Annotated in this window: 20 protein-coding genes; 14 read left to right on the top strand and 6 right to left on the bottom strand. The window is 42.8% G+C overall.

The window, feature by feature from the left end:
* Positions 1 to 56: 56 nt before the first annotated feature.
* Positions 57 to 1,760 carry a putative bifunctional diguanylate cyclase/phosphodiesterase gene (locus R7P69_RS13730; protein WP_005377743.1) on the bottom strand — a complete coding sequence of 568 codons (1,704 nt, stop codon included), beginning with the start codon at positions 1,758 to 1,760 and terminating at the stop codon, positions 57 to 59.
* 487 nt (positions 1,761 to 2,247) lie between these two features.
* Here R7P69_RS13730 and R7P69_RS13725 point away from each other — a divergent pair, with 487 nt between their 5' ends.
* The 4 genes from R7P69_RS13725 to R7P69_RS13710 all read left to right on the top strand — a co-directional run bounded on the left by R7P69_RS13725 (position 2,248) and on the right by R7P69_RS13710 (position 6,952).
* On the top strand, positions 2,248 to 3,465 hold the full coding sequence (locus R7P69_RS13725; RefSeq protein ID WP_025766705.1) for an HD-GYP domain-containing protein: 1,218 nt from the start codon (positions 2,248 to 2,250) through the stop codon (positions 3,463 to 3,465).
* A 202-nt stretch (positions 3,466 to 3,667) separates the two neighbouring features.
* The gene (locus R7P69_RS13720; protein WP_005377741.1) at positions 3,668 to 4,291 is read left to right on the top strand and encodes a LysE family translocator; all 624 of its coding nucleotides are present in this window, start codon (positions 3,668 to 3,670) and stop codon (positions 4,289 to 4,291) included.
* A 212-nt stretch (positions 4,292 to 4,503) separates the two neighbouring features.
* Entirely contained in the window at positions 4,504 to 6,048 is a 1,545-nt protein-coding gene (locus R7P69_RS13715) for a YjjI family glycine radical enzyme (RefSeq protein WP_005389103.1), read from the top strand.
* A 22-nt stretch (positions 6,049 to 6,070) separates the two neighbouring features.
* Positions 6,071 to 6,952 (top strand): YjjW family glycine radical enzyme activase, encoded by an 882-nt coding sequence (locus tag R7P69_RS13710; RefSeq protein ID WP_005389101.1) that lies wholly within the window; start codon positions 6,071 to 6,073, stop codon positions 6,950 to 6,952.
* A gap of 19 nt (positions 6,953 to 6,971) precedes the next feature.
* Here R7P69_RS13710 and R7P69_RS13705 read toward each other — a convergent pair whose 3' ends face one another.
* Positions 6,972 to 7,910, bottom strand: a complete 939-nt coding sequence (locus R7P69_RS13705; protein ID WP_005377737.1) for a LysR family transcriptional regulator — start codon at positions 7,908 to 7,910, stop codon at positions 6,972 to 6,974.
* A 411-nt stretch (positions 7,911 to 8,321) separates the two neighbouring features.
* Here R7P69_RS13705 and R7P69_RS13700 point away from each other — a divergent pair, with 411 nt between their 5' ends.
* Together R7P69_RS13700 and R7P69_RS13695 are read left to right on the top strand one after the other, a co-directional pair.
* Positions 8,322 to 9,092, top strand: a complete 771-nt coding sequence (locus tag R7P69_RS13700; RefSeq protein WP_005377734.1) for a TerC family protein — start codon at positions 8,322 to 8,324, stop codon at positions 9,090 to 9,092.
* Between the two features lie 160 nt (positions 9,093 to 9,252).
* The gene (locus R7P69_RS13695; protein WP_033905235.1) at positions 9,253 to 9,855 is read left to right on the top strand and encodes a 2OG-Fe(II) oxygenase; all 603 of its coding nucleotides are present in this window, start codon (positions 9,253 to 9,255) and stop codon (positions 9,853 to 9,855) included.
* A gap of 54 nt (positions 9,856 to 9,909) precedes the next feature.
* Here R7P69_RS13695 and R7P69_RS13690 read toward each other — a convergent pair whose 3' ends face one another.
* A complete protein-coding gene (locus R7P69_RS13690) occupies positions 9,910 to 11,175 on the bottom strand; it encodes an HD domain-containing phosphohydrolase (protein WP_238952320.1) in 1,266 nt (421 codons plus the stop codon).
* Positions 11,176 to 11,804: 629 nt separating this feature from the next.
* Here R7P69_RS13690 and R7P69_RS13685 point away from each other — a divergent pair.
* The 8 genes from R7P69_RS13685 to R7P69_RS13650 all read left to right on the top strand — a co-directional run bounded on the left by R7P69_RS13685 (position 11,805) and on the right by R7P69_RS13650 (position 22,448).
* Positions 11,805 to 12,998 carry an iron-containing alcohol dehydrogenase gene (locus R7P69_RS13685; RefSeq protein WP_238952321.1) on the top strand — a complete coding sequence of 398 codons (1,194 nt, stop codon included), beginning with the start codon at positions 11,805 to 11,807 and terminating at the stop codon, positions 12,996 to 12,998.
* 159 nt (positions 12,999 to 13,157) lie between these two features.
* Positions 13,158 to 14,363: an aromatic amino acid transport family protein gene (locus R7P69_RS13680; protein WP_033905238.1), complete on the top strand. Its 1,206-nt coding sequence runs from the start codon at positions 13,158 to 13,160 to the stop codon at positions 14,361 to 14,363.
* Positions 14,364 to 14,637: 274 nt separating this feature from the next.
* Positions 14,638 to 15,762 (top strand): HD-GYP domain-containing protein, encoded by a 1,125-nt coding sequence (locus tag R7P69_RS13675; protein ID WP_238952322.1) that lies wholly within the window; start codon positions 14,638 to 14,640, stop codon positions 15,760 to 15,762.
* An 87-nt stretch (positions 15,763 to 15,849) separates the two neighbouring features.
* Positions 15,850 to 16,068 (top strand): hypothetical protein, encoded by a 219-nt coding sequence (locus tag R7P69_RS13670; RefSeq protein ID WP_005377723.1) that lies wholly within the window; start codon positions 15,850 to 15,852, stop codon positions 16,066 to 16,068.
* A gap of 324 nt (positions 16,069 to 16,392) precedes the next feature.
* Complete coding sequence (locus R7P69_RS13665) at positions 16,393 to 17,157, top strand: ABC transporter ATP-binding protein (protein ID WP_238952323.1); 765 nt, start codon at positions 16,393 to 16,395, stop codon at positions 17,155 to 17,157.
* Positions 17,158 to 17,168: 11 nt separating this feature from the next.
* Positions 17,169 to 18,053, top strand: coding sequence for an iron-siderophore ABC transporter substrate-binding protein (locus R7P69_RS13660; RefSeq protein WP_238952324.1), 885 nt, complete (start codon positions 17,169 to 17,171; stop codon positions 18,051 to 18,053).
* Complete coding sequence (gene fhuB / locus R7P69_RS13655; RefSeq protein WP_054574125.1) at positions 18,050 to 20,026, top strand: Fe(3+)-hydroxamate ABC transporter permease FhuB; 1,977 nt, start codon at positions 18,050 to 18,052, stop codon at positions 20,024 to 20,026. Before R7P69_RS13660 ends, fhuB begins: the two co-directional genes overlap by 4 nt.
* A 199-nt stretch (positions 20,027 to 20,225) precedes the next feature.
* Complete coding sequence (locus R7P69_RS13650; protein WP_158173868.1) at positions 20,226 to 22,448, top strand: TonB-dependent siderophore receptor; 2,223 nt, start codon at positions 20,226 to 20,228, stop codon at positions 22,446 to 22,448.
* Between the two features lie 42 nt (positions 22,449 to 22,490).
* Here R7P69_RS13650 and R7P69_RS13645 read toward each other — a convergent pair whose 3' ends face one another.
* The 3 genes from R7P69_RS13645 to R7P69_RS13635 form a co-directional block, all read right to left on the bottom strand.
* The gene (locus R7P69_RS13645) at positions 22,491 to 23,039 is read right to left on the bottom strand and encodes a hypothetical protein (RefSeq protein ID WP_005377712.1); all 549 of its coding nucleotides are present in this window, start codon (positions 23,037 to 23,039) and stop codon (positions 22,491 to 22,493) included.
* A 251-nt stretch (positions 23,040 to 23,290) separates the two neighbouring features.
* Complete coding sequence (locus R7P69_RS13640; protein WP_053303099.1) at positions 23,291 to 25,066, bottom strand: ABC transporter transmembrane domain-containing protein; 1,776 nt, start codon at positions 25,064 to 25,066, stop codon at positions 23,291 to 23,293.
* A gap of 3 nt (positions 25,067 to 25,069) precedes the next feature.
* Positions 25,070 to 26,809: an ABC transporter transmembrane domain-containing protein gene (locus R7P69_RS13635; RefSeq protein WP_047102217.1), complete on the bottom strand. Its 1,740-nt coding sequence runs from the start codon at positions 26,807 to 26,809 to the stop codon at positions 25,070 to 25,072.
* Between the last annotated feature and the right edge of the window lie 38 nt (positions 26,810 to 26,847).

Genomic DNA, 26,847 nt, shown 5'->3' with positions numbered 1-26,847 from the left:
TAGTGAATAGTTCAGCATGTTTAACGTGGCCGTGCGGAATATTGCTCTAGTATGGCTTAACTTAACGAATAGCGGCTTGCACTGGCAACAGAAAGTGGCTTAGAGAACCAATAACCTTGCAGATAATCGACGCCCATTTCGGTAAAAAATTCACACATTTTGGCGTCTTCAATTCCCTCAATCACTACTTCAATATTATTTTCCTGGCACATAGTGATAAGAAACTTCAGATATTCTTGTGAAGAGCGGTTGGTTAGTGTTTTCCACGCCATCGACCTATCAATTTTGATTTGTGTCATCGGGAGGTCGAAGAAGCTATTTAATGAACTGTAACCAGATCCAAAGTCATCCAGAGAGAGTGCAAATCCTAGTTCCCTGAGGGTATTCAGAGGGGCAATGGCTGTCTGATTATTATCCAAAATAAACGTTTCTGTTAGTTCCAACACAATAGACTCAGGATCGACACCAACCTCATCCGCCATGGCTTTAATTCGCGCAGGGAATTCACTATTCATTAACTGAAGTACAGAAACATTCACGTTTACACGAACTTGGTTTTGGTAACGCTCACGGTAGTTTTTGATAAATTCACACGCTTTGGCAAAGACTTGATATCCGAGTTCGACAATCAAACCTTTGTTCTCTGCGACGGGGATGAATTCGTCTGGATAAATTTCGCCAAACTCTTTGCTACGCCAGCGAACCAGAGATTCGAAGCTCACTACTTTTGAGCTTTTGGCGTCAATAATTGGCTGAAACTTAACGCTCAATGTCTGTTTTTCAAGTGCACTTTTTAGACCTTGCTCAATAAAGAAATAACGGTCTACGGCATGCTGAGTTTTCTCACTGTAAACCGCAACACGGTCTTTATTCTGCTCGCTTGCGTACTGACAAGTTCGTGCTGCTTTACGTAATATTTCCTCTGCTGAGTGACTTGGATCTATGCAAGGATACAAACCAATACTAATGTTACTTCCTAAGTATTGGCCCTCTTCAATCACTGCCTCGTGGTAGGTTTCCTTTAAACTTTCGGCGTAACTTTGCAGCGTTTCTACCGAGCATTCATCGTGAATCAAAATCGCAAAGTCATCATCATGTACGCGATATACAGAACTATTTGGAGAAGGTAGGTGACTGAGAGTTTGTAGCAATTTTTCCACTAACCCATCGACCAACTCGCTGCCATATTGATTTAAGTAAGATTTAATCTCTTCTATCTGAATGTAACAGATAGATGCACAAGAATCAGTGGCTCGCACACTATCTTCAATATCCAGCAAGAGATGGGCGCGATTAGCCATACCTGACGCATTGTCATGAAATGCGACTTGATGAATGTAGCTTTCCATCAGCTTGCGTTCAGAAATATCACGGTGGCTACCAACCATATAATGACCATGTTCTGTTTCTTTGGTCATGGCTACGCCTTCAATCCAGACGTACTGTCCATTGGGTTTACGCACGCGGTAGGTCGTTGTGACCCTCGTGTTGTTGGTAATGATGTGAGCATCGACCCGAGTGGAGAGTCTTTCTCGATCGAGAGGGTGAACAAGGTCTAACCATTGCTCTAAGCTGATTCGACCAGCGTTGATACCAAGCTGCTCATAAAAGCCCTTGTTATAAAATACCATGGTGCCAAACTCATCCATGTAAAAGAGGCCTTCGTTAAATACATCGAAGATATGAATGAATCGTTCTTCGACGATTTTTAGGAACTCTCGGTCACTATCTGAGACTTGTTGGTCAAATATGGTGGTCAAGATATTTCCTCCTCGAGCCTTTTAGCATCAGAGATGAGTGTTGGGGTTGATAACATAGAGTTGATCTGCTGGCGTACATTACAATCACAAAAGTGTCAGTTCAAATTGTTTGGCTATCATTTTATGCGCTACTAGGTTAATAACATACTAAGATTAGGCGGCTAATCATCGACATTTATAAAAAATAGTCAACAGTAAAAATCATTTATAAAATACAGTTATTGATGCCGTCCGCAATCTATAAATATTTATGAATAATTATCCTAAAGTTATTTTCAGTTGTGTCGGTATCAATGTGCTGTTTTCTAACGTCATTTGTATATATGTTATCTTGGATAAAACCATAATAACAAAAAGGACTTAATGAGCGCGACCGATTATTAATTGACAGGATGCTCATTAATTGTAATCAATTCAAATTTATTATCACGCCAAGTAATCAAATCTCTTATAATGCGGACGTTAATATCGAGTAAGCCTTCTTTATATGCAGTACGATCCGAAAAATTCAATCAAAATTGCGCTCGCTGATATCGGCGTTGGTATGTTTGTTACCGCGATAGAGCACAACAAGCGCGTCAATTTAGCCAATGCAGGGCGGATATCTAGCCCTGAAGGCATTAAGAAGCTTGCTACAAGTGGCGTAAAGTATGTTTGGGTAGATCAAACATTATCTTCGCAGCAGTGTGTCTTCAAGCCTGTAGATGAATCAACTGATGCCACTAAAGAGACGCGAGAGCAGAAACACTCCGATTTTAAGAGGGGTCAACGAACTTATCGTTCGAGAGACATCCAACACAAGCGAGCCAAAAAGCTGATCGCCGAAGCAAAAGATTTGGCGCAGAAACTATTGAATCAAACTTTTGAAGGAAAAATCATTGAAGTTGATGAAGTAGAAGCTTGGGCTGACGATGTCATTGAAAGTGTTTTGATTGACTCAGATGCGTTGCAGTGTGTCTCTGCACTCCGAAAAAAAGACTCTTACTTATTGGAACACTCCGTCAATGTCGCTTGTCTTTTAGTGTCATTCGGTAAGTACTTGGGCTTGGATAAGCCAACGCTAAAACAGCTTGCTGTAGGTGGCATTATTCATGATGTAGGTAAAATTAAAGTCGATGATAAGATCTTGCACAAGCCAGCGAAGCTAACGCCTGAAGAATTTGAACATATGAAGCTACATCAAGTGTTCGCAGGTGAGATAATCCTTCACGTAAAAGGACTTAGTGACGTAAGCCGTGATGTTTGTTTGATGCACCACGAGAAGTTAGATGGCAATGGTTATCCTAGAGGCTTGAAGGGGGAGGAGATTCCAATTCACGGCCGTATGAGCTGTATTGTAGATATCTACGATGCGCTAACGGCTGATCGCTGTTACAAAAAAGGCATGAGTTCTGCGGAAGCGTTTAAAATCTTGTTGAGTCTAACGCCATTTCATTTAGACGCCGACTTAGTTTACAAATTCATTAATTGCATTGGGATGTATCCCGTAGGCTCCATTGTCGAGTTGAACGATGGGCGTGTTGGTATTGTTTGGTCTTCAAATGAATCTCAAGCATTAAAGCCAGAAGTGAAATGTTTTTACTCCCGCAAGTATAAACGATACATTGATGTCACGATGGTGGACTTAAAAACGAGTGCGTACAAAATTGAAAGAGCGATAGCGCCTTCATCGTTAGAGATCGATCCTAAGCCTTTTTATGATTAAGAGAAATAGATAAGCTTATACAACAGGCTTTACATCCTTGCATGTAGATCGTATTTTATTTGCATAACTATCTATTAATTTTTTCTAAGTTATTTAGATGCAAGATGGTTATTAAGACCTCGGCTTCATGGATAGAAACCGGGCGATAAAATAGTTCTATACACAATGGGCTATAAACCTCATTTTGCTGGAAGGGATGCCAATGCAAATAGATACATGGATTTTTTACACTCTTGCCATTCTCGTGCTCACAGCTTCACCAGGACCAAGCTCACTGTTGTGTTTAAGTAAAGGAGTGAGTAGTGGGTTTCGTATTGCTTTCATGACTGCACTTGGCAGTTTGTCTGCGATTACGATCATCCTTACGCTCTCATTTACCGGGCTGGGAGTTGTCATTGCTTCATCTGAGTTAGTTTTTAATATTATCAAATGGTGTGGTGCCGCTTATTTAATCTGGTTAGGTATTCAAGCGTTGCGCTCATCTCAGACAGATTTTAATAAAACGGCAACGACTCAAAGTTCCGCGACAGCGTTCAGCGCGTTCACTAGTGGTTTCATTGTTGGCGCTAGTAACCCCAAAGCGATAGTCTTTTTCACCGCTTTGTTTCCTCAATTCATTGAACCTTCCGCACCGCTACTGGCTCAATACGCGATTTTCGCGTCTACATTTGTGGTTTTTGAGCTTAGCTGGCTAACATTTTATGCATTGTTAGGGGTAAAAGCCTCCGATTGGTTGTTTGTCGCTGGAAGGGCGAAGTTGTTCAATCGTTTGACTGGTGGAGTATTTATTGGTGCAGGCGTGATGTTGTCGACGGCAAACCGATAAATAAGACAGATTTCGGTACGCAGTTAGGTTTTCCCATATAGTAAGTTGGAATGCGCTAATTTAGCTTTGTCTTATTTCCAGAATGGAAATAGGCGTTTTGTTTATTTTCATTAGTGGCAACAGTCAAGCAGGAGTAAAATCACGTTACTCTTTAGGGGTAGAGCTCGTATTTTGTCTTGTGGGCTTGTGGTTACTTTGTAGGAATATCTTAGATGACAAGCCTTTCTAAACTACAACAACGTTTTCTAGATATCGCGACCGACGTCCGTCTTTCTCCAAAACAGAAGTCGAGTTTTTTAGCTTTAGAGGCGGAATCGTACATTCCTTATATGACCGTATCTCCATCACTGAGACAAGCAATGGATGAAGGCATCATCTGCGATATGTTTGAAGGTCATGCACCGTTTAAACCTCGCTATGTGTTGCCTGATTACGCTAAATTTCTATCGCAAGGCTCAGACTATTTAGAGTTGTCTCCGGCTGATGATTTCGATGATGCGCTGAATATGCTTACCATCATTTACCATCATGTTCCTTCGGTAACGAACATTCCGGTTTACTTAGGTCAGTTAGATGATGTCTTGTTGCCTTACATAGGCGACCTAACAGAGAGCCAGATTTACAAAAAGTTAAAACATTTTTGGATCATGCTGGATCGCACATTGCCAGATGCGTTTATGCATGTGAATGTCGGACCGACAGACAACATTATTTGTCGCACTGTTTTAAAAGTAGATGCGGAGCTCAAGCAGATCGCACCGAATCTCACCTTTATGTACGACGAGACAGTTACGCCTGATGACTTACTTCGTCAAGCGACACAGAACATTTGTGAATGCAGTAAACCGCATATTACCAATTACCCAATGCACGCGAAAGCCTACAACGGCTCACGCTTTGGTATTGTAAGTTGCTACAACTCGCTTCCATTAGCAGGTGGCTCGAACACATTGGTGCGAATGAATTTAAAAGAAGTTGCAAAACGAGCATCAGACTGTAACGACTTCTTAAATAGTGCGTTGCCTTCTTACCATCGATTAATGGTCGAGCTCATAAACGCAAGAAGCACGCACTTGCATGAAAAATCGAACTTCTTTCAAGGCTTTTTGACGCAAGAAGGGTTGATAAAAGAGTCCTATTTCGCGCCAATGTATGGCGTTTACGGCATGGCCGAAGCGGTAAACCTTCTATTTGAAAAAGAAGGGCAAATAGGGCGATACGGAAAAAATGATCGAGCAAATACTTTTGCTCATGATGTTTCAGCAACACTGGCTAAACTGGTGGACTCAACCCCGGTGAAATATGGTTTAGATGGCAAAGCGCTCTTACATGCACAAGGCGGCATTAGCTTAGATCATGATGTTACGCCAGGTGTACGTCTGCCTTATGGTGCAGAGCCAGACCCTGTCACTTATGTACAAGCAACGGCGAAGCATCATCAGTATTATCGTGCGGGTATCAGCGATATTTTGACGATTGATGAAACGGTGAAATCTAACCCAGAAGCGATGTTCAATTTATGTAAAGGGGCACTAAATGCTGGTTATCGTGAGTTTACCGCGAATGTCACTTCAAATGACTTAATTCGCGTGACAGGCTACATGATCAAACTTTCAGACGTCGCGAAATATGATGAAGAAGGTTCGAGAACCAACACGACGTTTCTAGGTGCAGAAGCAGCAAAAAATACCAAAATTTTAGAACGCTCACCACGTGTGGTGAGCCATGAAGTAACACCGACTTACACGCAGGCATAAGTTCGGTTTAGGAAAGAACAAGATGTCTAGACGAAGTGGAAGCCTTTTGGCAAAAGTCACTCATATCCTTCCTTTCTCTTGTGTTGATGGGCCAGGAAATCGTCTAGTCATCTTTCTACAGGGTTGTAACTATCAGTGTTTGAACTGCCACAATCCTCACACGATAAACCATTGTAATCATTGTGGTGAGTGTGTGAGTGAATGTTCAGCAGGCGCATTGAAGTTCGACGAAAACAACAACGTTGTTTGGCTTAAAGAGGAGTGCACCCACTGCGATCATTGTATAGAGATATGTCAGAACCAATCTAATCCAAAAATTACTGACTACTCTGTAGTAACAATGCTCGATTTGATACGCAAACATCGCTTTTTCATCAGTGGTGTTACTGTATCCGGTGGGGAATCTACCTTACAACTTCCTTTCATTATTGAGCTGTTTAAAGGGATAAAACAAGATCCTGAATTACGGCACCTCTCTTGTTTCATCGACAGTAACGGTTCTTTAGCGGTTGCTGGTTGGCAGCGTATTCTACCTTTTCTGGATGGCGCAATGATCGATTTGAAAGCGTGGCAGACGGAGACGCATCAGTGGCTAACTGGGCGTGATAATCATCGTGTATTTAAAACCCTTCAGTACCTTGTTGAGCACGAAAAATTGTACGAGGTCCGCTTACTGCATATTCCCCAAAAAAGTGATTTAGATATAGAAATCGTAGCAATTGGACGTTACTTGAGTACTCTTCCTGAATCGGTGCTTATACGTTTAAATGCCTTTCAGCATCACGGAGTAGTGGGGGAGGCGTTAACTTGGGATATGTGCTCTCATCATGATATCGAACGCTTAAAATCAGAGCTTCGATGCTACGTGAGTAACCCTATCACAGTGCCGACAGTACTCACGTAGTACCGTTGTTTATCTATGCTTACGCATCACAGGCATCTAACATGGCGCAGGCGTCGAGTAATTGTTGCTGTAACCATTTTAAAGCGGGATCGTTTAAGCTCGCTTTGTTCCAAACGAGGCTGTAGGCTACCTGTCCGTAATCGAATGGAAGAGCTTGTTCAACCAAACCTTTTGCTTGCATTGCCGCTCTTGCCCAAAGCTTGGAGCATGTGAACAAGTAATCCGAGTGCTGACACATCACCGCAGCTGAACCAAAGTCGGCTACACGCATGGCCAAGTTTCGCTTTGAATGCCTTTGGGTGAGATTTTGCTCAAAATAAGGTTGTGACAGATCTTTATCATGAATACCGATGTGTCTTGCACAAAGGTAACTTTCAACAGATAAGGGTTGCTCAGCGAGTGGGTTCGATGCTCTCATTAAGCAAACCATTTCGTCTTTCAAAATGGTTTTCCAGACCAAGTCTTTATTTTGTGTGGGTGGTTGGCTGAGATCGTGAGGAAGCAACAAAAAATCTACTTGACCTCTTGCTAATGCATCGAAGCTCATTTCCTCTTTCGCATGGACATTCAAGTGCGCGTGATTGCTCAGTTGTTGGGACAAGTGCTGTAGAACTGGCGCAAAGAGCTCAAACGAACTTTCACGCATTGCTAATGAAAAACTACCTTGATAGTAAGCCGGATTAAAAGAGCCTTGATGTAATAACCCATTCATACTGGAGAGTATGCCATGGATTGACGGGCCTATATGCAGCGCAAATGCTGTCGGCACTAAGCGAGTGCCATCACGGTAAAAAAGGTCATCCTTTAGCGTTTCGCGCAACTGTCCGAGCGTTTTACTGACGCTCGATGGTGTTACACACAAGCGTTCTGCCGCAAGTGTGACGCTGTGAGTGGTTAACAACATATGTAAAACAGTTAGATGTTTAAGGCTTATACGCGAAAGAGCAATGTAGTCCATAAATAGCATGGTTTCTTATGATTTTTGGCAGTATATCAGCATGAAACAAATTTTTACTATTGTTTATCTCGGAAATACGCCTGTTTCTCTTTGAGCTCAATGCATTTAATGGGTTGCATAAGGATTGATGGTGCTTATAAGTCTAGAAATTTATCTTAGTTTTGTTGGACTTTAATGCTTTCATTTATTCAATTCTAAAGCTTCTATGTAATTTTAATCAATTTGGAGGAGTTGATTGATTTGTACACGAATTAAACTTGTTCCTTGTTAATTAAAATAGATATTGTTTTGTTGATTGTTTGGTGATTTACTCATGATCCCTCAGTAACAAAGGTATAAATAATTAATGGACGACCCCTTTAGTCGGCAAAACCCTTCACCATATGTCTTCTTATTATTGGAGACATGCTCATGCTAGAACTTTTTATGCAACCAGAAGCTTGGGCTATTTTCGCCACTTTGTTTGCGCTTGAAGTTGTCTTAGGCGTTGATAACGTCGTTTTTATCTCTGTCTTATGTGAAAGACTGCCGCTGCACCAACGCAAGCTGGCAAGAAACCTTGGTATTGGTCTTGCTGTTATTGCTCGTATTGGTTTAGTGTTTTCAATCTCTTGGATCATGCAACTGACTCAACCGCTATTTTCTTTGGCGAACCAAGCGTTTACCGGAAGAGACGTCATCATGATTGCGGGTGGTGCATTCCTCTTGGCTAAAAGCCTGAAAGAGTTGTGGAGTTGGTTAAATCACAACGAGTCGGCTCACTCAACTCACGCCCGTACTGGTTTAGCGGTAGTTCTGTTGCAGATTGTTGCCGTGGATGCTGTATTCTCGATGGACTCGGTGATAACCGCCGTTGGTTTGACAAGTGATGTCCCACTTATGGTCGCAGCGATTGTTTCGTCTGCTATCGTGATGGTCATGACAGCCGAAAAAATCAATAACCTAGTGTCGTGTTACCCTGGTTTTAAGACACTTGCTTTGTTATTCCTCGTTTTGTTAGGTGGTTTATTGATGGCAGAAGGCTTCGAAATTCATATCAACAAAGGTTATGTGTACTTTGCGATGGCATTCGGCTTAATTCTGGAACTTTGTCATATCCAGTTAAAAAACAAACAACGCCCGACTATTAAACGTCTTAGTCCGTTGCGAGTTCATCCAACCAGATTAGAAGCTCGTCAATAATAAAAGATATTGCCGCTCATATGAGCGGCATTTTTATATTCGTCATCACCTATTTTTACTCTCTTTTTATTTTGTTGTCGTTTCGACAAAAAATCGCATTTGTTGTGGGGTTGAAGATTTTTTATATAGACCGCCCAACTAATATGAGTGAACGACAATAATGAATAAAATGATCGATGCGTTAGCAACCCATGGTTACTACATCTGGGATGATTTTCTTTCTGAACAAGAAGTGGATCAATTGCGAGACTGCATTCCAAGTAACTGGAAAAAAGCGCGTATTGGTCGTAATGACGATGTGACTCGTATTGAGTCAATTCGAAGTGACAAAATTCAATGGTTATCGCCCAATATGGGGCACGCGGTTACTTCTTACTTAGATAAGATGGAAGAAATACGCCAAGAAGTGAACCGTCACTTGTTTCTGGGACTTTTTGAGTATGAAGCTCACTTTGCCAAGTACGAGGAAGGGGATTTCTACCAAAAGCATCTAGATTGTTTTAAAGGTAATGAAAACCGTCGATTGACAACCGTTTTTTACATGAACGAATCTTGGACGGAAAAGGATGCAGGTGAATTGGTGGTTTACGATCTAAATGATAATAAGATAGCAACCATCCCTCCTCAATCGGGACGCTTACTTTTATTCTTATCTGAGCAATTCCCGCATGAGGTTTTACCGACCAATGCTGAGCGTTTCAGTATTGCAGGTTGGTTCAGAATCAATGGTGTGCGAGACAATGTACTTGATATTGCAAAATGATTGGTTTGCAACCAGCATAAATTCAGCAAAGGGCGTAGATACGCCCTTTATCGATTAAACATTAGTTGATAGCTCGTAACACTCGGTCATGTTTCGCTCTAGCACTGCATAGACGTCAGAACAAAGTTCTTGTTTAGCGACTTGCTCACCCATAATCGCGGCGATTTGTGCTTGAGCCATTCGTCCTCGGTAGGGCCGGTCCTGAGACAGAGCTTGAAAAACATCGGCAACCGCGACAATACGCGATGGTACATCGAGTTCGTCTCCTGTTTTATGATAAGGATAGCCAGAACCGTCCAAACGCTCGTGATGATTAGAGGCCCACTCCGCTATTTTAGCGTTGGGAAACACTTTGTGTAATGCGAGCTGAGTATCAATTGTATGGCGTTTAATACGCGTATACTCTTGTTTATTAAGAGAGCCTTCTTTATGAAGAATCTCATCTGGTGTTTTTAACTTTCCGATATCATGCACCAACCCAGCAATAAATAACATCTCTTGGTCGTGCTCACAGAACCCAAGCTTGATGGCTAGATACCGAGATAACTCCGCCACTTTTTGCGAATGTTGATAAGTAAATGGGCTTTTTGCGTCAACAATTCGAGCGATAAACATGCCCAAACTATTCATATCTTGGATGGTGAGCTGTTTTTGAAGCCAATCAATGCTTTTAAAGTTTAATCCGATGGTTTCTATATTTTCAGACTCCATCGCGAACCAAAATGCGTCGGTCATAACGAGCCTAACCATTGCCTTAGCCATGTCTGGATTAAACAAAGTTCCAGCGTTTGCCATGATGCATTCTGCAATTAGTTCTTCATGAAGAGTGACAATGTCACAGTGGCAGTTCATGACGTATTTGGAACGCATAAAATCGAGACGATCGGCTAAATAGAGTAGGGCAGCGACCTCTTTTTCAAAAGGCGGTAAATCAAGATATTTTAGTTCACTCCAATGTGTATGGTGGTAAAGAACAGGTGTAGCAAACTGACGCAACAAACGACACTGCTTGAGGCTTCGGTATCCTCTTAAGCAATGTGTTTTTACATCTTGTGGCACCAACTCCTCAAGTAACATTTTATGTTCTTGTGTTTCGGAGACCCCACAATCGTGGATCATCCCTGCGAAGTAGCAAAACTCCGCTTTTTCTGGTTCCCAGCTCATGACCCGAGCACATTGGTAAGCGATGTAAGCGACACGATGGCTATGGTGCGTATCATCAACACCGACATAGTCGAGTGCTCGAGCAACCCAGATAAGTGCTTGTTTCAGATCGACTTCAAAGCCCATGTCCGTATGGGAATGGCAAGAATGATTCATGGTTTATACCGACATTGCTAATTAGCCCACGCTAAACCCAAATCAGAAGGTGATAGGAAAAATTGGGTACGACAGCGAATAGACCCCAAAAAGGTGGGCGTTTAGACATAGTTTTGATTATGGGCGGGATAATAATCCTAGTTGCATAATAATATCACCTGAAGCTCATGGTTAAGAGTCAGATATTTGAACTAAGTATAAGTTTTGAAAGATTATTGTTGCTCTTGTTGACTTATTTGAAAACGACAATAAATCATGATGTAACGCATTCTTATTTTTATTTTTGTAGATCGTGTTCGGGCTCAACCAGAGACACACGGTATTGATGTCTGATTAACAGAATTCATATTGTTGCTTTTGAAGGCAAAAAATAAGAAGACTTCTTCGAGGCTTGCTCTGTAACTAACAGAGTAATAGGGAAAGCAGCTTGCTAACTACATGACAATAGAGCGTCGTTGAAAACATTTACTCTGTAGCTCATGTCGTTGAGGAAAGATAATAAAATGGTACGGTTTCCCAGCGATGCTAGCCCTTTTAGTGAGATAAGTTTATTGAAAATGTGTGATTGCAAAGTAAGCATAGGTAGTAAAAGTAGCTAGAATGATAGCTCTAAATGAAAAGGATTTCGTATGTTGAAGCATCGTTTATATCGGACTTACACCGCAGGGTTAAAAATAGCAGCCCATATCCTTCCTATGCCGAGACCAACCTTGTTTTCCGGCCCTGGTTCGATGAATGAGCTATTAGAATCGATGACCGAGCTGGGATTTAAACGCGTTTTGTTAGTTACCGACGAAGGGTTAGTCCAAGTCGGTATTGTTGATAAGGTGCTTGAGGCAGCAGCACAACTCGATTTACAGTTAGATGTTTTCTCGCAAGTTAAGCCCGATCCTACCTATGATCAGGTAGAGAGCGGTCTAGAGGCTTATCATCGTTTTCATTGTGAGGGCATATTAGCTTTGGGTGGCGGCTCTGCAATGGATTGTGCAAAAGTTATCGCTGCGAAAGTTACCAATAAACGGCCAATAAAAAAATTAGCTGGACTATTGAAGGTATGGCGAATGCCAGCGCCGCTTTTTGCTATTCCAACAACGGCTGGAACCGGAAGTGAAGTTACTATCGCTGCGGTCGTGTCAGATCCCTCCTCACACATTAAAACCCCTTTAATGGATCCAAAGTTGGTGCCACTAATGGCAGCTTTAGATGCGAATTTAATGATTGGTTTACCTCCTAAGATCACGGCTGATACTGGCGTTGATGCATTAACCCACGCTATTGAGGCCTATGTATCGAAAAACGCTACTCAAGAAACGATGGCTTATTCGGTTGCCGCTATTAAACTCATTTTTAAATATCTTCCTAGGGCTGTGATGCAAGGGGATGATGTCGAAGCTCGTCATAAAATGGCTATGGCATCCTATTACGCGGGTTTAGCATTTACCAAAGCGAGTTTGGGTTATGTTCATGCCTTTGCTCACACATTCGGTGCGAGATATGGAATACCTCATGGTATGGCAAACGGATTAGCCTTGTTGCCTGTGCTGCGCTTTTCATTATCAGAGATTGAGCCTCAACTAAGAAAGCTCGATGAGTTGACGGCCGAGGGGCAGTTAGGTAACGCAAGTGCTCAGCATTTTTTCGCGAATCTGGAGTCCTTGTTTTCAACTATTGATATTGAGCAAACCAGTGCGCTCATTCAACGTGAAGATGCTGATGCGCTTGTTGATTTAATTCTGAAAGAGGCGCACTGGAATTACCCTGTTCCCAAGTTCATGAACAGGGAAGAATGCACACAGTTATTGTTAAATATCAGTAAGGTGTAAATTATAGTTTACATGTGTGGTTTTTATCCTTACACTTGCTTGATCTTCTGCTAAAGATCCTACAATATCGACGGCAATACAAATATGGTGTTGGTTTCGGTCCGCCGTTGCCCGATCTAATACTGATAATTTCCAATAAAGTGTAAAGATTAATATACAATGAGTCGTTCTAAAGTATTCGGTAGTACGCTAATTATTGCGGGCACTACAATAGGCGCTGGTATGCTAGCGCTTCCACTTGCCTCTGCCGGCATTGGTTTTTCAACTTCTATTATCATCATGCTAGGCTTATGGGCTCTGATGGCTTTCACTGCCTTGCTTATGCTTGAGCTTCATCAACATGCGGAGAGTAGTGCTACACTTCATACTTTGGCGAAACAGATCCTAGGTCAAAAAGGCAAGTGGGTGGCAAGTTTTGCGATGTTGTTTCTTTTCTACTCATTATGTGCAGCGTATATCGCTGGCGGTGGTGCTCAGTTCGGAGACCGCCTTGCACAATGGTTTGACCTCGATATTTCAGGGCCTACATCAACGATAATCTTTACCTTGATTGTGACTTTAGTTGTGACAGTGGGTACCGGTACGGTCGATAAAGTAAACCGAGTTCTGTTCGCGATGAAGCTCATTGCGATGGTTGCGGTGCTTTCTTTTCTTGCTCCAAACGTTACGGAATCTTACTTGTTAAGTATGCCAATCGAACAAGGCCTTGTTGTAGCGGCGATTCCGGTGATCTTTACTTCGTTTGGTTTCCACGGAAGTATACCTGCAATTGTGAATTACTTAGACGGTGACACTTCTTCTTTACGCAAAGCCGTTATTATTGGTTCGACGATTCCACTCGTTATTTATATCTTTTGGCAAATCGTGACGTTGGGTGTGGTTAGTCAAAGTACGCTTGTTGAGAACGGAGGGTTGAGCGCACTGATTGGTCAACTATCTCAGACAGTACACCAATCAAATTTGGGTAGCATTGTTGGTGTGTTTGCTGACCTGGCATTGTTGACATCGTTCCTTGGCGTGAGTTTGGGTCTATTCGAATTTTTGGGTGATACCATCAAAGGAAGTAACGATAAGCCTAATCGTTTGATTGCGGCACTAGTGACGTTTACTCCACCGCTAGGCTTCGCACTTTTCTATCCTCAAGGCTTTATTATGGCTTTGGGCTATGCAGCGATTGCCTTAGCGATTTTAGCCATCTTTTTGCCTTTGGTTATGGTGATCAAGGTTCGTAAATCGGATGATTTTACTGGGGAGTACCGCGTCGCAGGTGGTCAAGGTGCGTTAGTGATAACGGGCATCGCTGGCACTGGCATCGTATTCGCTCAGGTGTTAATTACGCTGGGTGTTCTTCCTGCTCTAGGCTAGTTGTTTAGAACGTTCTTTGAATAACTTCTAGTTACTGAATCCATCGTAATCAATCAGTATTGTTAGGCCAACGAGTTTCGCTCGTTGGCTTTTTTAATCTGGATCAAATTACCGTAAGATATCCGGTGAAAAAATTGGTAGAAATGTGCTTTTATTTCGTACACTTAAGTTGTGGTATATCGATAATTTAAGTGGAGAAAACCGCTCAAAATACCATTGAATTTGCAACACAATGAGCTTTTCTTGTTTCTCTGCTTTGGTGTGGAGGTGAAGCATGGCGCACCGGAGTTTTTACCCGTTTGCAAAACCGCTTAACGAGCAACTGCAAACGCTAAAAGGCAGGATGCAGGCGCACTTGCCATGTATTGATAGGGTGTCATTTGCAAAATATCACCCAGACCAAGATGTGCTCAAATCATTTGCAGAAAGTGAGTTCGACACTTGGTGTTTAGCCCATCACGAATCAGCATTCCGTAAACTCCACCACCTCAATATTGCCTCTAAAAACGCGGTTCCTCGTATCGTCGAAGACCTTCATGATATTAAGCACTGTCCTCGGGTTCAAATTTTACTCAAACACGGATATCAGTCGTCGGCTGCTATTCCTTGTTATGACAATAAAGCTTTTACTGGTTTTGTATTTTTGAACTCCACTCAACGTGATGCGTTTAGTTTAGAAGCGCTGAATGGTCTTAAACCTTATTTCGAAATGATTCGATTTGCGGTTGAATCAGAAACTCAAGTAGTCAATGCGATAGAAACGCTAGCGAACCGAATGCAATGTATGATGCCAGGCTATTCACCTGAGTATTACGCGCATACCAAACGCATGAAGTACTACAGTCAAATTATCGCAACGCAGTTAGCGGATCGTTATCACCTGAATGACGAAATGGTCGAAGATATTGGTATTTTTGCTCAGTTCCATGCGCTCGGTGATAGTCAGCTGCCAGTTGAAATTGCTAGCCGCCGAACAAATTACTCTCAAGAACAAGAGGCGATATTGATTCAACATATTGAGCGTTGTATCGATTCAGCGGATGACATGGTTGCCCGTATCGGAAATCCGGTTCACCCGAGTGTGACTTTGTTTTTGCAGATGGTTACTTATCAGTACGAAAACTTAAATGGTACTGGTTATCCTTATGGTTTAACCAGTGACGATATACCAATCGCCGCCCAAATTACGGCTGCCGCAAATGCCTTTGATTTTATGACAACGCACCATCCGTATAGACAAGCGTGGTCCATCCCATACGCATTGTTAGAACTTGAAAAATGGGTGTATCAGGGATGGTTATCTCGAGAATGTGTTAATGCTCTGCGAGAGCATCAAGGTTATATAAAACAAATCATCCACAAATATCCCGAGCACTATACAGGCTTGGGGTTAATGTGAAGAGCAGTAACAAAGTTGAAATGTTGACGAGGAGGAATATTTAAACAATACTGTTTTTATATACAGTAATAAGTTTGGAGGTGAAGTATGTTGTGGGAAACCCTTGAAAGAGTAAACCGCTTACGCCAACAAGCACTTGCAAATCCTGAGTTTGTTGAGTCAGCAAAAGAGCACGAACAAGCACTTCAGGAGCAAGAATACCATTATCAAACTAAGAAAAAGCGTTCAGCCAAAGATAAACAAGGTAAAAAGTCGCTGGCCGATATCTATAAAGAAGTAGAGTTTGGCGCTGACGCTCGTCATTAATGTATTCACTGCGGTATTTTTCATTTCTTCATACGCTGCAGTATTCGTTCAAATTTATGCGAGAGCAGTGGGAGACCGCTGCTCTCGTTGACCTGCCTATAATTTACTAATGAAGTTCAGCAGAGCAAATTATCACTAACACTTAGCAATTCTCTCAATGATCTTGTTGATGTAATGATAATAACAACGGTTTGCATTTGTATCTTTGTTGTTATATAAAACCTCCCTTATTAATCGTTCTGTTGAATAAGAACGGCAAACGTGATCAACGAATGAGAGCTTTGAATAACTGTTATTCGTAAATGGCTATTAGGTGAAGTAGGGATGTTGGAAGCTAAAGCACTCCAGTTTGAGATTGAAGGCAAGTCATTGCTAAAAGCGTTTGATGTGACATTTGAACCCGGAAAAACATACGCTCTTGTTGGACACAATGGTTCAGGAAAATCCACATTGTTAAAGTTGCTGGCACAGCAACAGCCATACACCGCTGGTGACGTGGTTCTGCATGGAACGAGCATTAACGATCTCTCAGCGAAAAAATTCGCCCAACACATTGCCTACTTGCCTCAGCATCTTCCGGTGACCGACAGTATTTTAGGTCGAGATTTAGTCGGTTTTGGTCGTTATCCATGGCATGGTTTACTTGGACGTTTGAGTAAGAAAGATCACGACATTGTTGAAGAAGCAATGGCGATGACAGGCACACTAAAATACGCAGATCGCTTAGTGGACACGTTATCTGGAGGAGAGCGTCAACGTGTGTGGCTAGCTATGCTGTTAGCCCAAAAAACCGAGTATTTGCTTCTTGATGAGCCTTTGTCTGCGCTAGATATCAGCCATCAAGTCGATATGTTGAAGCTTATCTCTAAACTCAGTCAAGAACTGGGCTTGGGCGTTATTATCGTATTACACGACATCAACTTGGCTGCACGATTTTGCGACTACATCGTTGCATTACATCAAGGTGATTTGATTACACAAGGCAATGTTGAACAGGTGTTTACTGAACCTAAGTTGAGGGACATATATGGGATAGAGATGATGATCTCTGACCACCCTGCGGGTTATCCGGTGGCGATGCCAAGCTAAAGGTTGGAATAATGAGCAGTACAAACACTCGACTTAAACATTTCTCTTTCGCTCTCTCACTTAGTGCGCTTTTGGTCAGTTCTTTTCAAGCACTAGCTGACGCATCACCTCGGGTGATGTCGGTTGATTGGACACAAACTGAAACGATGTTGGCGTTAGGGGTTGTGCCCGTAGGCGTCGCTCAAGGGCAAGATTACGATGCTTGGGTAAAATCGCCACCGTTACCACCTCAAACTAAGGATGTAGGGTTAAGAACTCAACCCAATATAGAGCGTATTTACGAGCTCAGACCTGACCGTATTTTTATTGCCCCGTACTTCTCCTCAATGAAGCATCGTTTAGTCGATATTGCCCCCGTTACTACGATTAACTTATATGAAAGCGGGATCACAGATTGGTCGGTACTTACTCGTTTCACTCGGAGGTTTGGTGAAGAGCTGGGAAGAGAAGCGGAAGCAGAGGCGCTTATCCAACAATATGAAAAACGTTTCTCTTTATTAAAACAGCGCATAAACAAAGACCAGCCGCCGCTTTTAATGATTCAGTTTATGGATACGAAGCACGTTCGTGTTTTTGGTCAAAATAGTCTTTACTCTCAGGCTATCGAAAAGATTGGGCTGAGTAATGCATGGAATGAAAAGACGAATAGCTGGGGCTTCAGCCTAGTTGGCATCGACAAGTTAGCTGGCATAAAAGCTCAAATTGTTATCGTAGAGCCATTACCTTACGGTGGAGCGGAGCAGCTCTCTCAAGACCCATTTTGGCAATATGTTGTTCAACAATCTGGTGAAAAGGTCATGCAAGTCGCACCCGTTTGGAGTTTTGGTTCTATGCCTTCAGCTCTCCGTTTCGCAGAGTTAGTTACGGCGAGTAAGGTCGAGGAGTTAACACAATGAAAACGATGCCTTTAAGCTTTGTGGTGTTACTTTCGGCATTTACCTTTTCTATTGGTGCTTTCCAATTGTACCAAGTAAGCTCATTTTCGTTGGCTCTAAGCAGTTTATGGGAGCCTAACTTTCAATCTATCGATTCTGTTTTACTTCACTTTAGCTGGTGGCCTCGAGTCTTCACCACGATTATATCTGGTGCTGGATTAGCGGTTGCTGGGGTATTGATGCAGCAAGTGCTGCGTAACCCTCTCGCTTCACCCACGACACTTGGTGTGGCGAGCGGTTCAAGTTTTGCTTTGATGTTAGCTACGCTATTCGCACCTTGGATGTTGGATATCGCGCCTAATTTGGTTGCTCTCATCGGCGGTGTGATATCGATGGGGTTGGTGATGCTGTTGTCATGGCGACGAGCGCTATCTCCAACGGTTGTCGTCGTTTCTGGGTTAGTGATAAACCTGTACTTTGCATCATTAAGTACGGTTATTCTGATGATGAATACCGAAAAGCTGAATGGGTTAATGATATGGGGAGCCGGTTCGCTTGTTCAGAGTGGATGGGGAGATTTCTCGTATCTTGCCCCTCGAATCGCACTTGCTACGGTCGTTGCATTTGTGATTGCAAAGCCGTTAAGTCTGTTGGTACTCTCCGAGCAAGGTGCCAAGAGTTTAGGTGTCTCGCTAGCTAAGTTGCGTTTTGTCTGTCTTGGGCTTGCGGTGTTAATCACTTCTTGGGTGGTTTCTGCCGTAGGAATCATCGGTTTCATCGGGTTAGCGGCGCCAGCGATTACTCGATTGATAGGTATCAATAAAGTCCAGCATAAGCTTTGGGTATCAATGCTAATTGGTGCCATGTTATTGACTTTAACCGATTTGGTTATTCAGCAACTGCCAGGGCTAATGGCGAGTTTTATACCAACGGGAGCAGCAACGGCTGCATTGGGCGCTCCGTTACTGTTATGGCTGTTACCTCGTTTATCACAAAAGACGCAGGGCCATACTCAAACAGTGTTAACTCGACACCGTCAACATGTTTACAAGCTAAACCCTAAAGCGATCTCATTGGCGTTGATCGGTACGTTAATTTCCGTTGTCCTTTTTGCCACGGTTGCTGTGCAAAATGAAGGGTGGACAAACTTATTTGCTAGCCAAAATTGGATTTTTTTGGAATGGCGCGCACCTAGATTATTTGCAGCAGCAATTGCGGGGGCAATGTTGGCGATTGCTGGAACCATGATTCAACGCCTAAGTGGAAACCCAATGGCAAGTCCTGAAGTGATCGGTATCAGTTCAGGGACAGCGATGGGATTGATCATCGCGATGTTTACTGGGTTTGGTTCGTCAATTTTCACTCTTTCTCTAGGCGGGCTCGTAGGCGCATTAGCGACGGTATTAGTCATTGTGCTGCTAAACCGTAAGTCAGGCTTTCAGCCGGAGCGTATTTTGTTGACTGGTATTGCGATAACCGCACTGATGAATGCAATACAGAGCTTTATTCTAGCCACTGGTGACCCAAGAAGTTATCAAGCATTGGCTTGGTTGTCTGGGTCTACCTACTATGTCTCGGTTGAAACGTTACTCCCATTGTCTTTATCTGCGCTTGTCTTTATAGGGTTGAGTTTTCTCTGCGTAAGATGGCTAGATATTCTTCCTGTCGGTGCCGCTTCCTCTAAAGCACTTGGAATTCGAGTTGATCGTTCACGCGCAATACTGCTTCTTTTAGTTGCTTGTCTCACGGTCAGTGCGACATTGGTTGTTGGCCCGATTAGCTTTGTTGGGTTGTTGGCTCCGCATTTAGCTCGCTTATTTGGTTTTAACAAAGCGTCACAACACATGTTATGCGCCGCGATACTGGGGGCAGGGGTGATGTTGTTGGCTGATTGGTTGGGACGACAGGTCCTTTACCCGCAAGAAATACCAACAGGGCTTATGGCGTCTCTCATTGGCGGTTTGTATTTAATGTGGGGTTTACGCCGCTTATAGAGATGAGCTAAGCCTCAACCAAGAAAGTACTTATACAAATAAGCACTCGTAGTGGCATTCGTAACCTATGCGAGTGCTTTATGCAAAACCTCTGGTTTGTCTTTTACGGAAACAACTGGCGATGCCGTAACTCGCTTTTCTTTCAGCGGTCGCTGAAGTCATGAAGGGTTGGTTTGGCTGCCGACAAAAAGGAGAGAATATGACTCGGCAGTTTATGCTGACACCAACGTCGATGGCGGTTGTATTAGCTGTATCAACGCCAAATGTCTTGGCTCAGGAAGATGAAAATATAGTTGTGATTGGACAGCAGCAAGACAGTGCAGTTGGTCCAGATTTTAGTTATCTCGGAGCGAAGAGTCGGGCAGCGACGAAAACTGATATTGCTATCAATGAGACTCCAAGAGCAGTGTCTGTTGTTACGCGAGAGCAAATGGATGATCGTGCCTCTATTAGCATTTCTGACGCACTACAGTACACACCAAGCATTCAAACTAATTATTTCGGCGAAGATAACAAGCAAGATTGGTTTATTATTCGTGGTTTTAAACAAGCGAACAGCGGGTTGTATCAAGATGGTACCCGTTTATATTCTTCTGGCTTCTATAGTTGGCAAATAGATCCGTTTGCGTTAGAGAGGGTTGAAGTTTTACGTGGTGCAGCGTCTGTTCTTTATGGGCAAAACCCTCCAGGTGGGGTTATCAATGTTGTCAGTAAGCGACCTCAATTTGATGGGGGGTCAGGACTTGTATCTTTGGAGTACGGTTCTGAAGACCGTAAACAACTTTCTCTTGACGTAAACTCTGAGGTGAGTGAGCAGTTAGCTTTCCGCTTTCAAGGGTTAGCGAGAAAAAATGGGACGAGAATTAGTGGGGTAGAAGCAGAGCGCATTCTTCTCTCTCCATCGATGACGTACAAATTTAATGAGACGTCTGAAATTACCTTTCTAACGAGCTATCAAAAAGACGACTCAGATCCTTATCTGCAATTTTTGCCAGTTGAAGGAACGTTAACGCCAAACAAAAATGGAAAGATCAGTGATAGTTTAGCGATAGGCAATCCTAACTGGGAGACGTTTGAGCGTGAGCAGGTGTCTTTAGGCTATGAGTTTTCTCATGCATTTAATGATACCACTTCATTTGTTCAAGCAGCTCGTTACAGCGAAATGGATGTTAAGCTAAGACAAATGTATTCGTACGTTTACTCGGCTGACGTGCCTGCGTTGGGGCCGGCTTTGGACCCATCAAATGAACGCAAAACCATACTTCGGGGTGCTTCAACAGAAGATGGGTCATCTGATGCTTTTAATATCGATAATCGTTTGATGCACCAAGTAAATTGGGGAAGTGTTGAGCATAACTTGATGTTGGGCATAGATTTTCAAATGATCAGTATCGATGGTAAAGATTTTGCCAATGACCCTATCGTTGCTAATGGTAATGCATTATTAAACACACCAATGGGAGCTTTGCCCGATCCTAGGTTTAATGTATTTAATCCTACTTATTCGGATAACATAATGTTACTCGATCCGAATACGCTACAACCATTGAGCGAAACCGATAAGCAAAGAACGAAAATCGATAATCAGCAGCTCGGCGTCTACTTTCAAGATCATATGCTGATCAACGATAAATGGGCGATGTTATTGGGGGCACGTTACGACGATACAAGTAATGAAGTACATAATGTTACCACGGGTGCTCGCACGAAAGTCGATAATGGAGAGTGGACGTTTAGCGTGGGAACGGCTTATATTTCTGATTCTGGCTTCACGCCATACTTTAGTTACTCTCAGTACTTTGATCCAATTATTCAAGAAGACAGCAATGGTAAGCCAGCGAAGCCTGAAAGCGGTGATCAATTTGAAATCGGTATGAAATACCAACCGGATTCATTTGATGGTTATTTCAATATTGCAACGTATCGGGCAACAAAAGAAAACTTGGCTCGTATCTACTTGAGTGAATTAACGCAAATAGGAAAAATAGAAAATAACGGCGTTGAGTTTGAAGCTGTAGCTAATGTGACACCATCCTTAACATTGATCGGGAACATTGCGTACGTTGATGCAGAGATAAAAGAAGACATCAATAAGGCATGGGTTGGCAAAACACCTTCCCAAGTGGCGAATACCGTATCATCAGCTTGGGCACATTATCGTTTCTTTGATGGACCTCTTGATGGCTTTGCTGTTGGCTTAGGCGCGCGCTATACAGGTGAGTCATACGGAGACAATGAAGAGAGACTAAAAGTACCAAGTTATTTCTTAATGGATGCGACGGTCAGTTATCGAATCGGCGATTACAAGCTACAAGTCGCAGCTAAAAACATCGCGGATAAAAAGTACATAGCGACATGTGATGGCTTTTGTTGGTATGGCGACCGACAAAATGTTATTGCAAGTTTAACTTACGACTGGTGAGTTAACGTATAAATAAACACCCCTCACTTTAGGGGTGTTTATTTAGAAATCGGCTTTACGGACAAAGTGCGGGTTTTTGTACTTTTTCTGCGGGCCAAACGATGATACGACAAGTTTGTTCCATAATGTTTTGTCAAACTCACCCTTTGGAATCGAAGGGTAGAGGGTTTCCTCTTCTTCTCTTGCAAAGTTCATATATTGTTTCTTTTTAATTTGATTGTACTTTTTGGCGATCTGGTTATGTTTTCTTACCCACTCCAGCTTGTAATTGTGGAGCACTTTTTCACCATCTTCGAGACTCATTCGAGATAGGAACAGTCGCTTGTATGAGACCTTTCTGTCCAGCATTGTGCGCATAACGGTTTGGATATATTTACCGTGATGCGTAATGGTAATGTCGTTTTCATCAATAGGAGTGACACACCAGCCTTTAGGTAAAAAGTCTGGCTTCTTAAATTGCTTATTACGCTCCATTAGCGCCTGATGTAAAACTAAATCAGAGGTGCCGCGGAACGTCTTTTGCCATTTACCGATACGAATTTGAATCGAACCAGGCAAGCGATAGATGTTAGTAAACTTATCTTTGTCCATGGACTTGTGTCATGAGATTAATGTGCATAATTAGAAAGCGGAATTCAGCCCAATGCCACAGGCAGTAGACTTAAGTACCGTACGATTTTACAACGACCTTGCGTGATATAGCGAGGGGTTATGTCAATAATAGGTAAGAAATAGAAAATTAGTTCACATTATGAAGAAATTGGAAGCTAACAAGGCTAAATTTTGAAGTTACACCAATTATGCCCATGCCGACTAAATAAAAAGAAGGCACGGGCATAAAATCACACCGCTTCTTCGAGTTGCTTGGTGTCTTCTTCAATCTGTTGTAGGTGTCGGTTTGCTTGCTGTAACTGATACATTTGAGCATAACGACCATTTTGCGTTAAGAGTGCTTTGTGTGTACCTTTCTCGACTAACTCCCCATGATGAAGAACAATGATTTGGTCTGCATCTAGGATAGTTGAAAGCCGATGAGCAATAACAACGAGCGTCATGTCTTGTCTGAGTACCGCCAAGCTCTTTTGGATTAAAGCCTCTGTTCCTGAGTCAATATTTGCGGTTGCTTCATCTAATATCAATACCTTAGGTTTTACCACAAGCACACGTGCTAACGCCAAAAGCTGTTTCTGACCTGCAGATAAATTAGTTTCGCCTTGACCTAACTGCGTGTCTAGCCCGTTAGGGTAACGATGAATTTGTTCTGCCAAACCTACCTTGTCTAACGCATCCCATATTTGATTGTCATCAACCGCCCGACTGAGAGAGATGTTTTCTCTGACTGAAGCAGGGAGAATATGTGGATCTTGTTGAACCATTGCCACATCTTTGCGAAGTACGTCTTTCCCTAATGTTTTAAGTGGACGACCATCTATGAGCAGTTCACCACATTGCGTTGGATAAAAGCCCATTAACAGTGACGCTAATGTGCTTTTACCGCTTCCTGTATGCCCGACAAGCGCGATAAAGTCTTGGTGGTTGGCCTTCAACGAAATGTCTTTTAGGACGTCCTGTTTACCATCGTAGCTAAATGTGAGGTCTTTAAGTTCGATAGCACCTGACCTTAATGGTTGATGATCGCCCCCGTAAGTTTGTTCTTTCGCATCAATCAATTCAAAAACACGTTCGCTTGATACTAACGCCTGCTGAAGTAGAGCAAGTTGCTGAGTCATCTCAATTAGTGGTTCAGTAACTCGCGCAAGATAACTGATAAATGCATACAGTACCCCCACACCAATCAACTCAATACCATTAAAACCAAAGATCGCAACCAAGCAAAGCAACGCAAGACCAGCGAGTAAGTCCATTAATGGTCTTAGCAGATAGCCGTTTAGCCGAATCACTCGTTTAGATGCCACCAGATGCTCTGCGGTTAGCTCGTTGAACTGTTTATTAAAACGCTCTTCTTGTTGCATTAATTGAATGACACTCATCCCTTGAATGGATTCACTCAGATTCGCATTTATATCGGTCAATAGGTCACGCATCTTTCGGTAGCTTTCTGTACTTAGCTGCTTAAACAAGTACATAAAGCCGATGACGATCGGCAGCAATACAAGCACAACGAGTGTGAGCTTCCAGCTCATGAAAAACATAACGCCAAGCATTACGACAATCATGACCACGTTTTTCACCACGGTCGCGATCAAAAGCTCATAAAATTGCTGTAAAGATTCCGTATCGTTGGTGATTCGCGACACCAATTTTCCAGCAGGAGTGTAATCAAACGCAGATAACGGCTGCTTAATCACGCCAGAAAATACTTGCTTACGAATCGCTTTGATCGTGTTAGCCGCGACAATGCTAAATTGCAATGACTGAAAATACTGGAATGTTGCCGATACGATCTGAAGAGCGATATAACCTACTGCTAGCGAAATCAGAACACTTTGTGAATAGTCACCTTTAGCGATGTGCTCATCAATGAAATATTGAATCAACCAAGGGCCGCCGGCGCTAGCTAACGCTGCAATAAACAGCAAGGCGAGTCCTTTAATCATTGGCTTTGGTTGAGATAATGGGTAAGACATTAACCGTTTAAACGTGCTGGTCTGGTTCATTCATTATTCCTCCATCGCCTGCTCTAGTTTCTGATACTCGAACATCTCGGCGTACCAGCCTTTATGCGCTAATAACGCGCTATGTTGCCCACGTTCAGTAATGTGTCCGTGATTCAATACAATGATCTCGTCTGCTGCTTCCAAAGCGGTGAGGCGGTGCGCAATAACGATTAGGGCCTGATTACGGTAGTATGTTTCCAAATTCTTAAGGATTTGATGTTCGGTCCGTCCATCAACAGCGGAAAGTGCATCGTCCAAAACCAACACTTGAGCATTCAGCAGCATAGCGCGTGCTATCGCAATACGTTGTTTTTGCCCGCCGGAGAGTGTAATGCCTTTTTCACCAACTTCTGTTTGATAGCCTTCAGGAAACTTTTCAATATCGTCATGTATACAGGCTAACTTTGCTGCTCTATAGACTTCTTCTTTCTCTGCATTAGGGTTGCCTAAGGCAATATTTTCGAAGATAGATTTGGAGAATAGAAACGGACTTTGGTTAACGACAGCAAAACGGTTGCGCCACTGCGGTAGTAGGGCATCCTTGATCTCGACATCCCCGAATTTAATTGAGCCGTTTTCTAAATCATGTTGACGCAAAAGTAGTGTTAACAGGGTCGATTTTCCGCTTCCTACCGGCCCTGCAACTCCCAACATTTTTCCGGGTTCAAGTTCGATGTTTACTTCCGTCAAAGCGGGCGGTAAATCACTAGACCAGTGGAAATCGTCGATATCAATTTTTAACGGAAGTGGTTTATTTTCTATTGGCTTATTACCACTGATAATTTCTGGCTTTTCATCAAAGATCTCTTGTAGTCGGTTCCATGCAGCTGAGCCTCTTTCTAAAATGTTAAATAGGAATGCGAATGCCAGCATCGGCCATATCATCAACCCTAAATACATCGTAAATGCGGTCAGATCACCAAGCGTGATCTCACCTTTATCAACAAGGTAAGCACCAGCAGCGACACTAAGAAGGAAAGAAAGACCGATGGTTAACTGAATTGCCGGGTCAAATCTAGCATCGACTCTTGCGACAGCGATGTTCTTTTCGCCAGTATCATCCACAACCTCTTCAAAACGTTGCTGCTCTTGGTTTTCTAATCCGAAAGCACGCAGCATTCGCACGCCATTAAGTGACTCTTGTGTCATGTCTGACATGGTAGAAAAGGCTTCCTGAGCGACACGAAAGCGTTGATGTAGGATACGCACAATAAAGAAGATGATGATGGCAAGAAATGGCATTGGAAGAAGCGCCATTACGGTGAGCTTCCAGCTTACTTGCGTTACCATAATGATTAAAACCGCAATACCAGTGATCAAAGAGTCTGCGGCGGTTAAAACCCCTTCGCCGGCTGTCATAACGATATTACGCACATCATTAGTGCCACGAGCCATCAGATCCCCCGTCTTGTAACGTTCAAAAAAACGAGGTGGCTGTGTCGATAAGTGCCTATATAGACGGTTACGTAGAATGGTCCCGAGTTCCCAGCTTGCGCCGAAAAGCCAAATTCGCCATAAGATGCGACACCCATAAATAGTAAAGATCAGTACAGTTAACCCTGAGAGCCATAGAATCAGCGTATTTGTATCTAAAGTGTTGTCTACGACACCATCAACGATGATGCCAACTGCTTTGGGCGGAACAAGCTGTAGTGCTGATATCACAGCGAAAAGCAGAATGGATCCGACATAGTGCCTCCACTTTTGTTGGAAATACCAACGTAGCTGCCAGAATATTCTCATTACGCCTCCCGCTTTAAATTATTGAATTTGTTATAGAA

This window comes from Vibrio sp. 661, from assembly GCF_033339315.1.
Taxonomy (GTDB): domain Bacteria; phylum Pseudomonadota; class Gammaproteobacteria; order Enterobacterales; family Vibrionaceae; genus Vibrio; species Vibrio alginolyticus.
The sequence above is the reverse complement of the archived record's forward strand: the minus strand, read 5'-3'. Positions and strand labels throughout refer to the sequence as shown.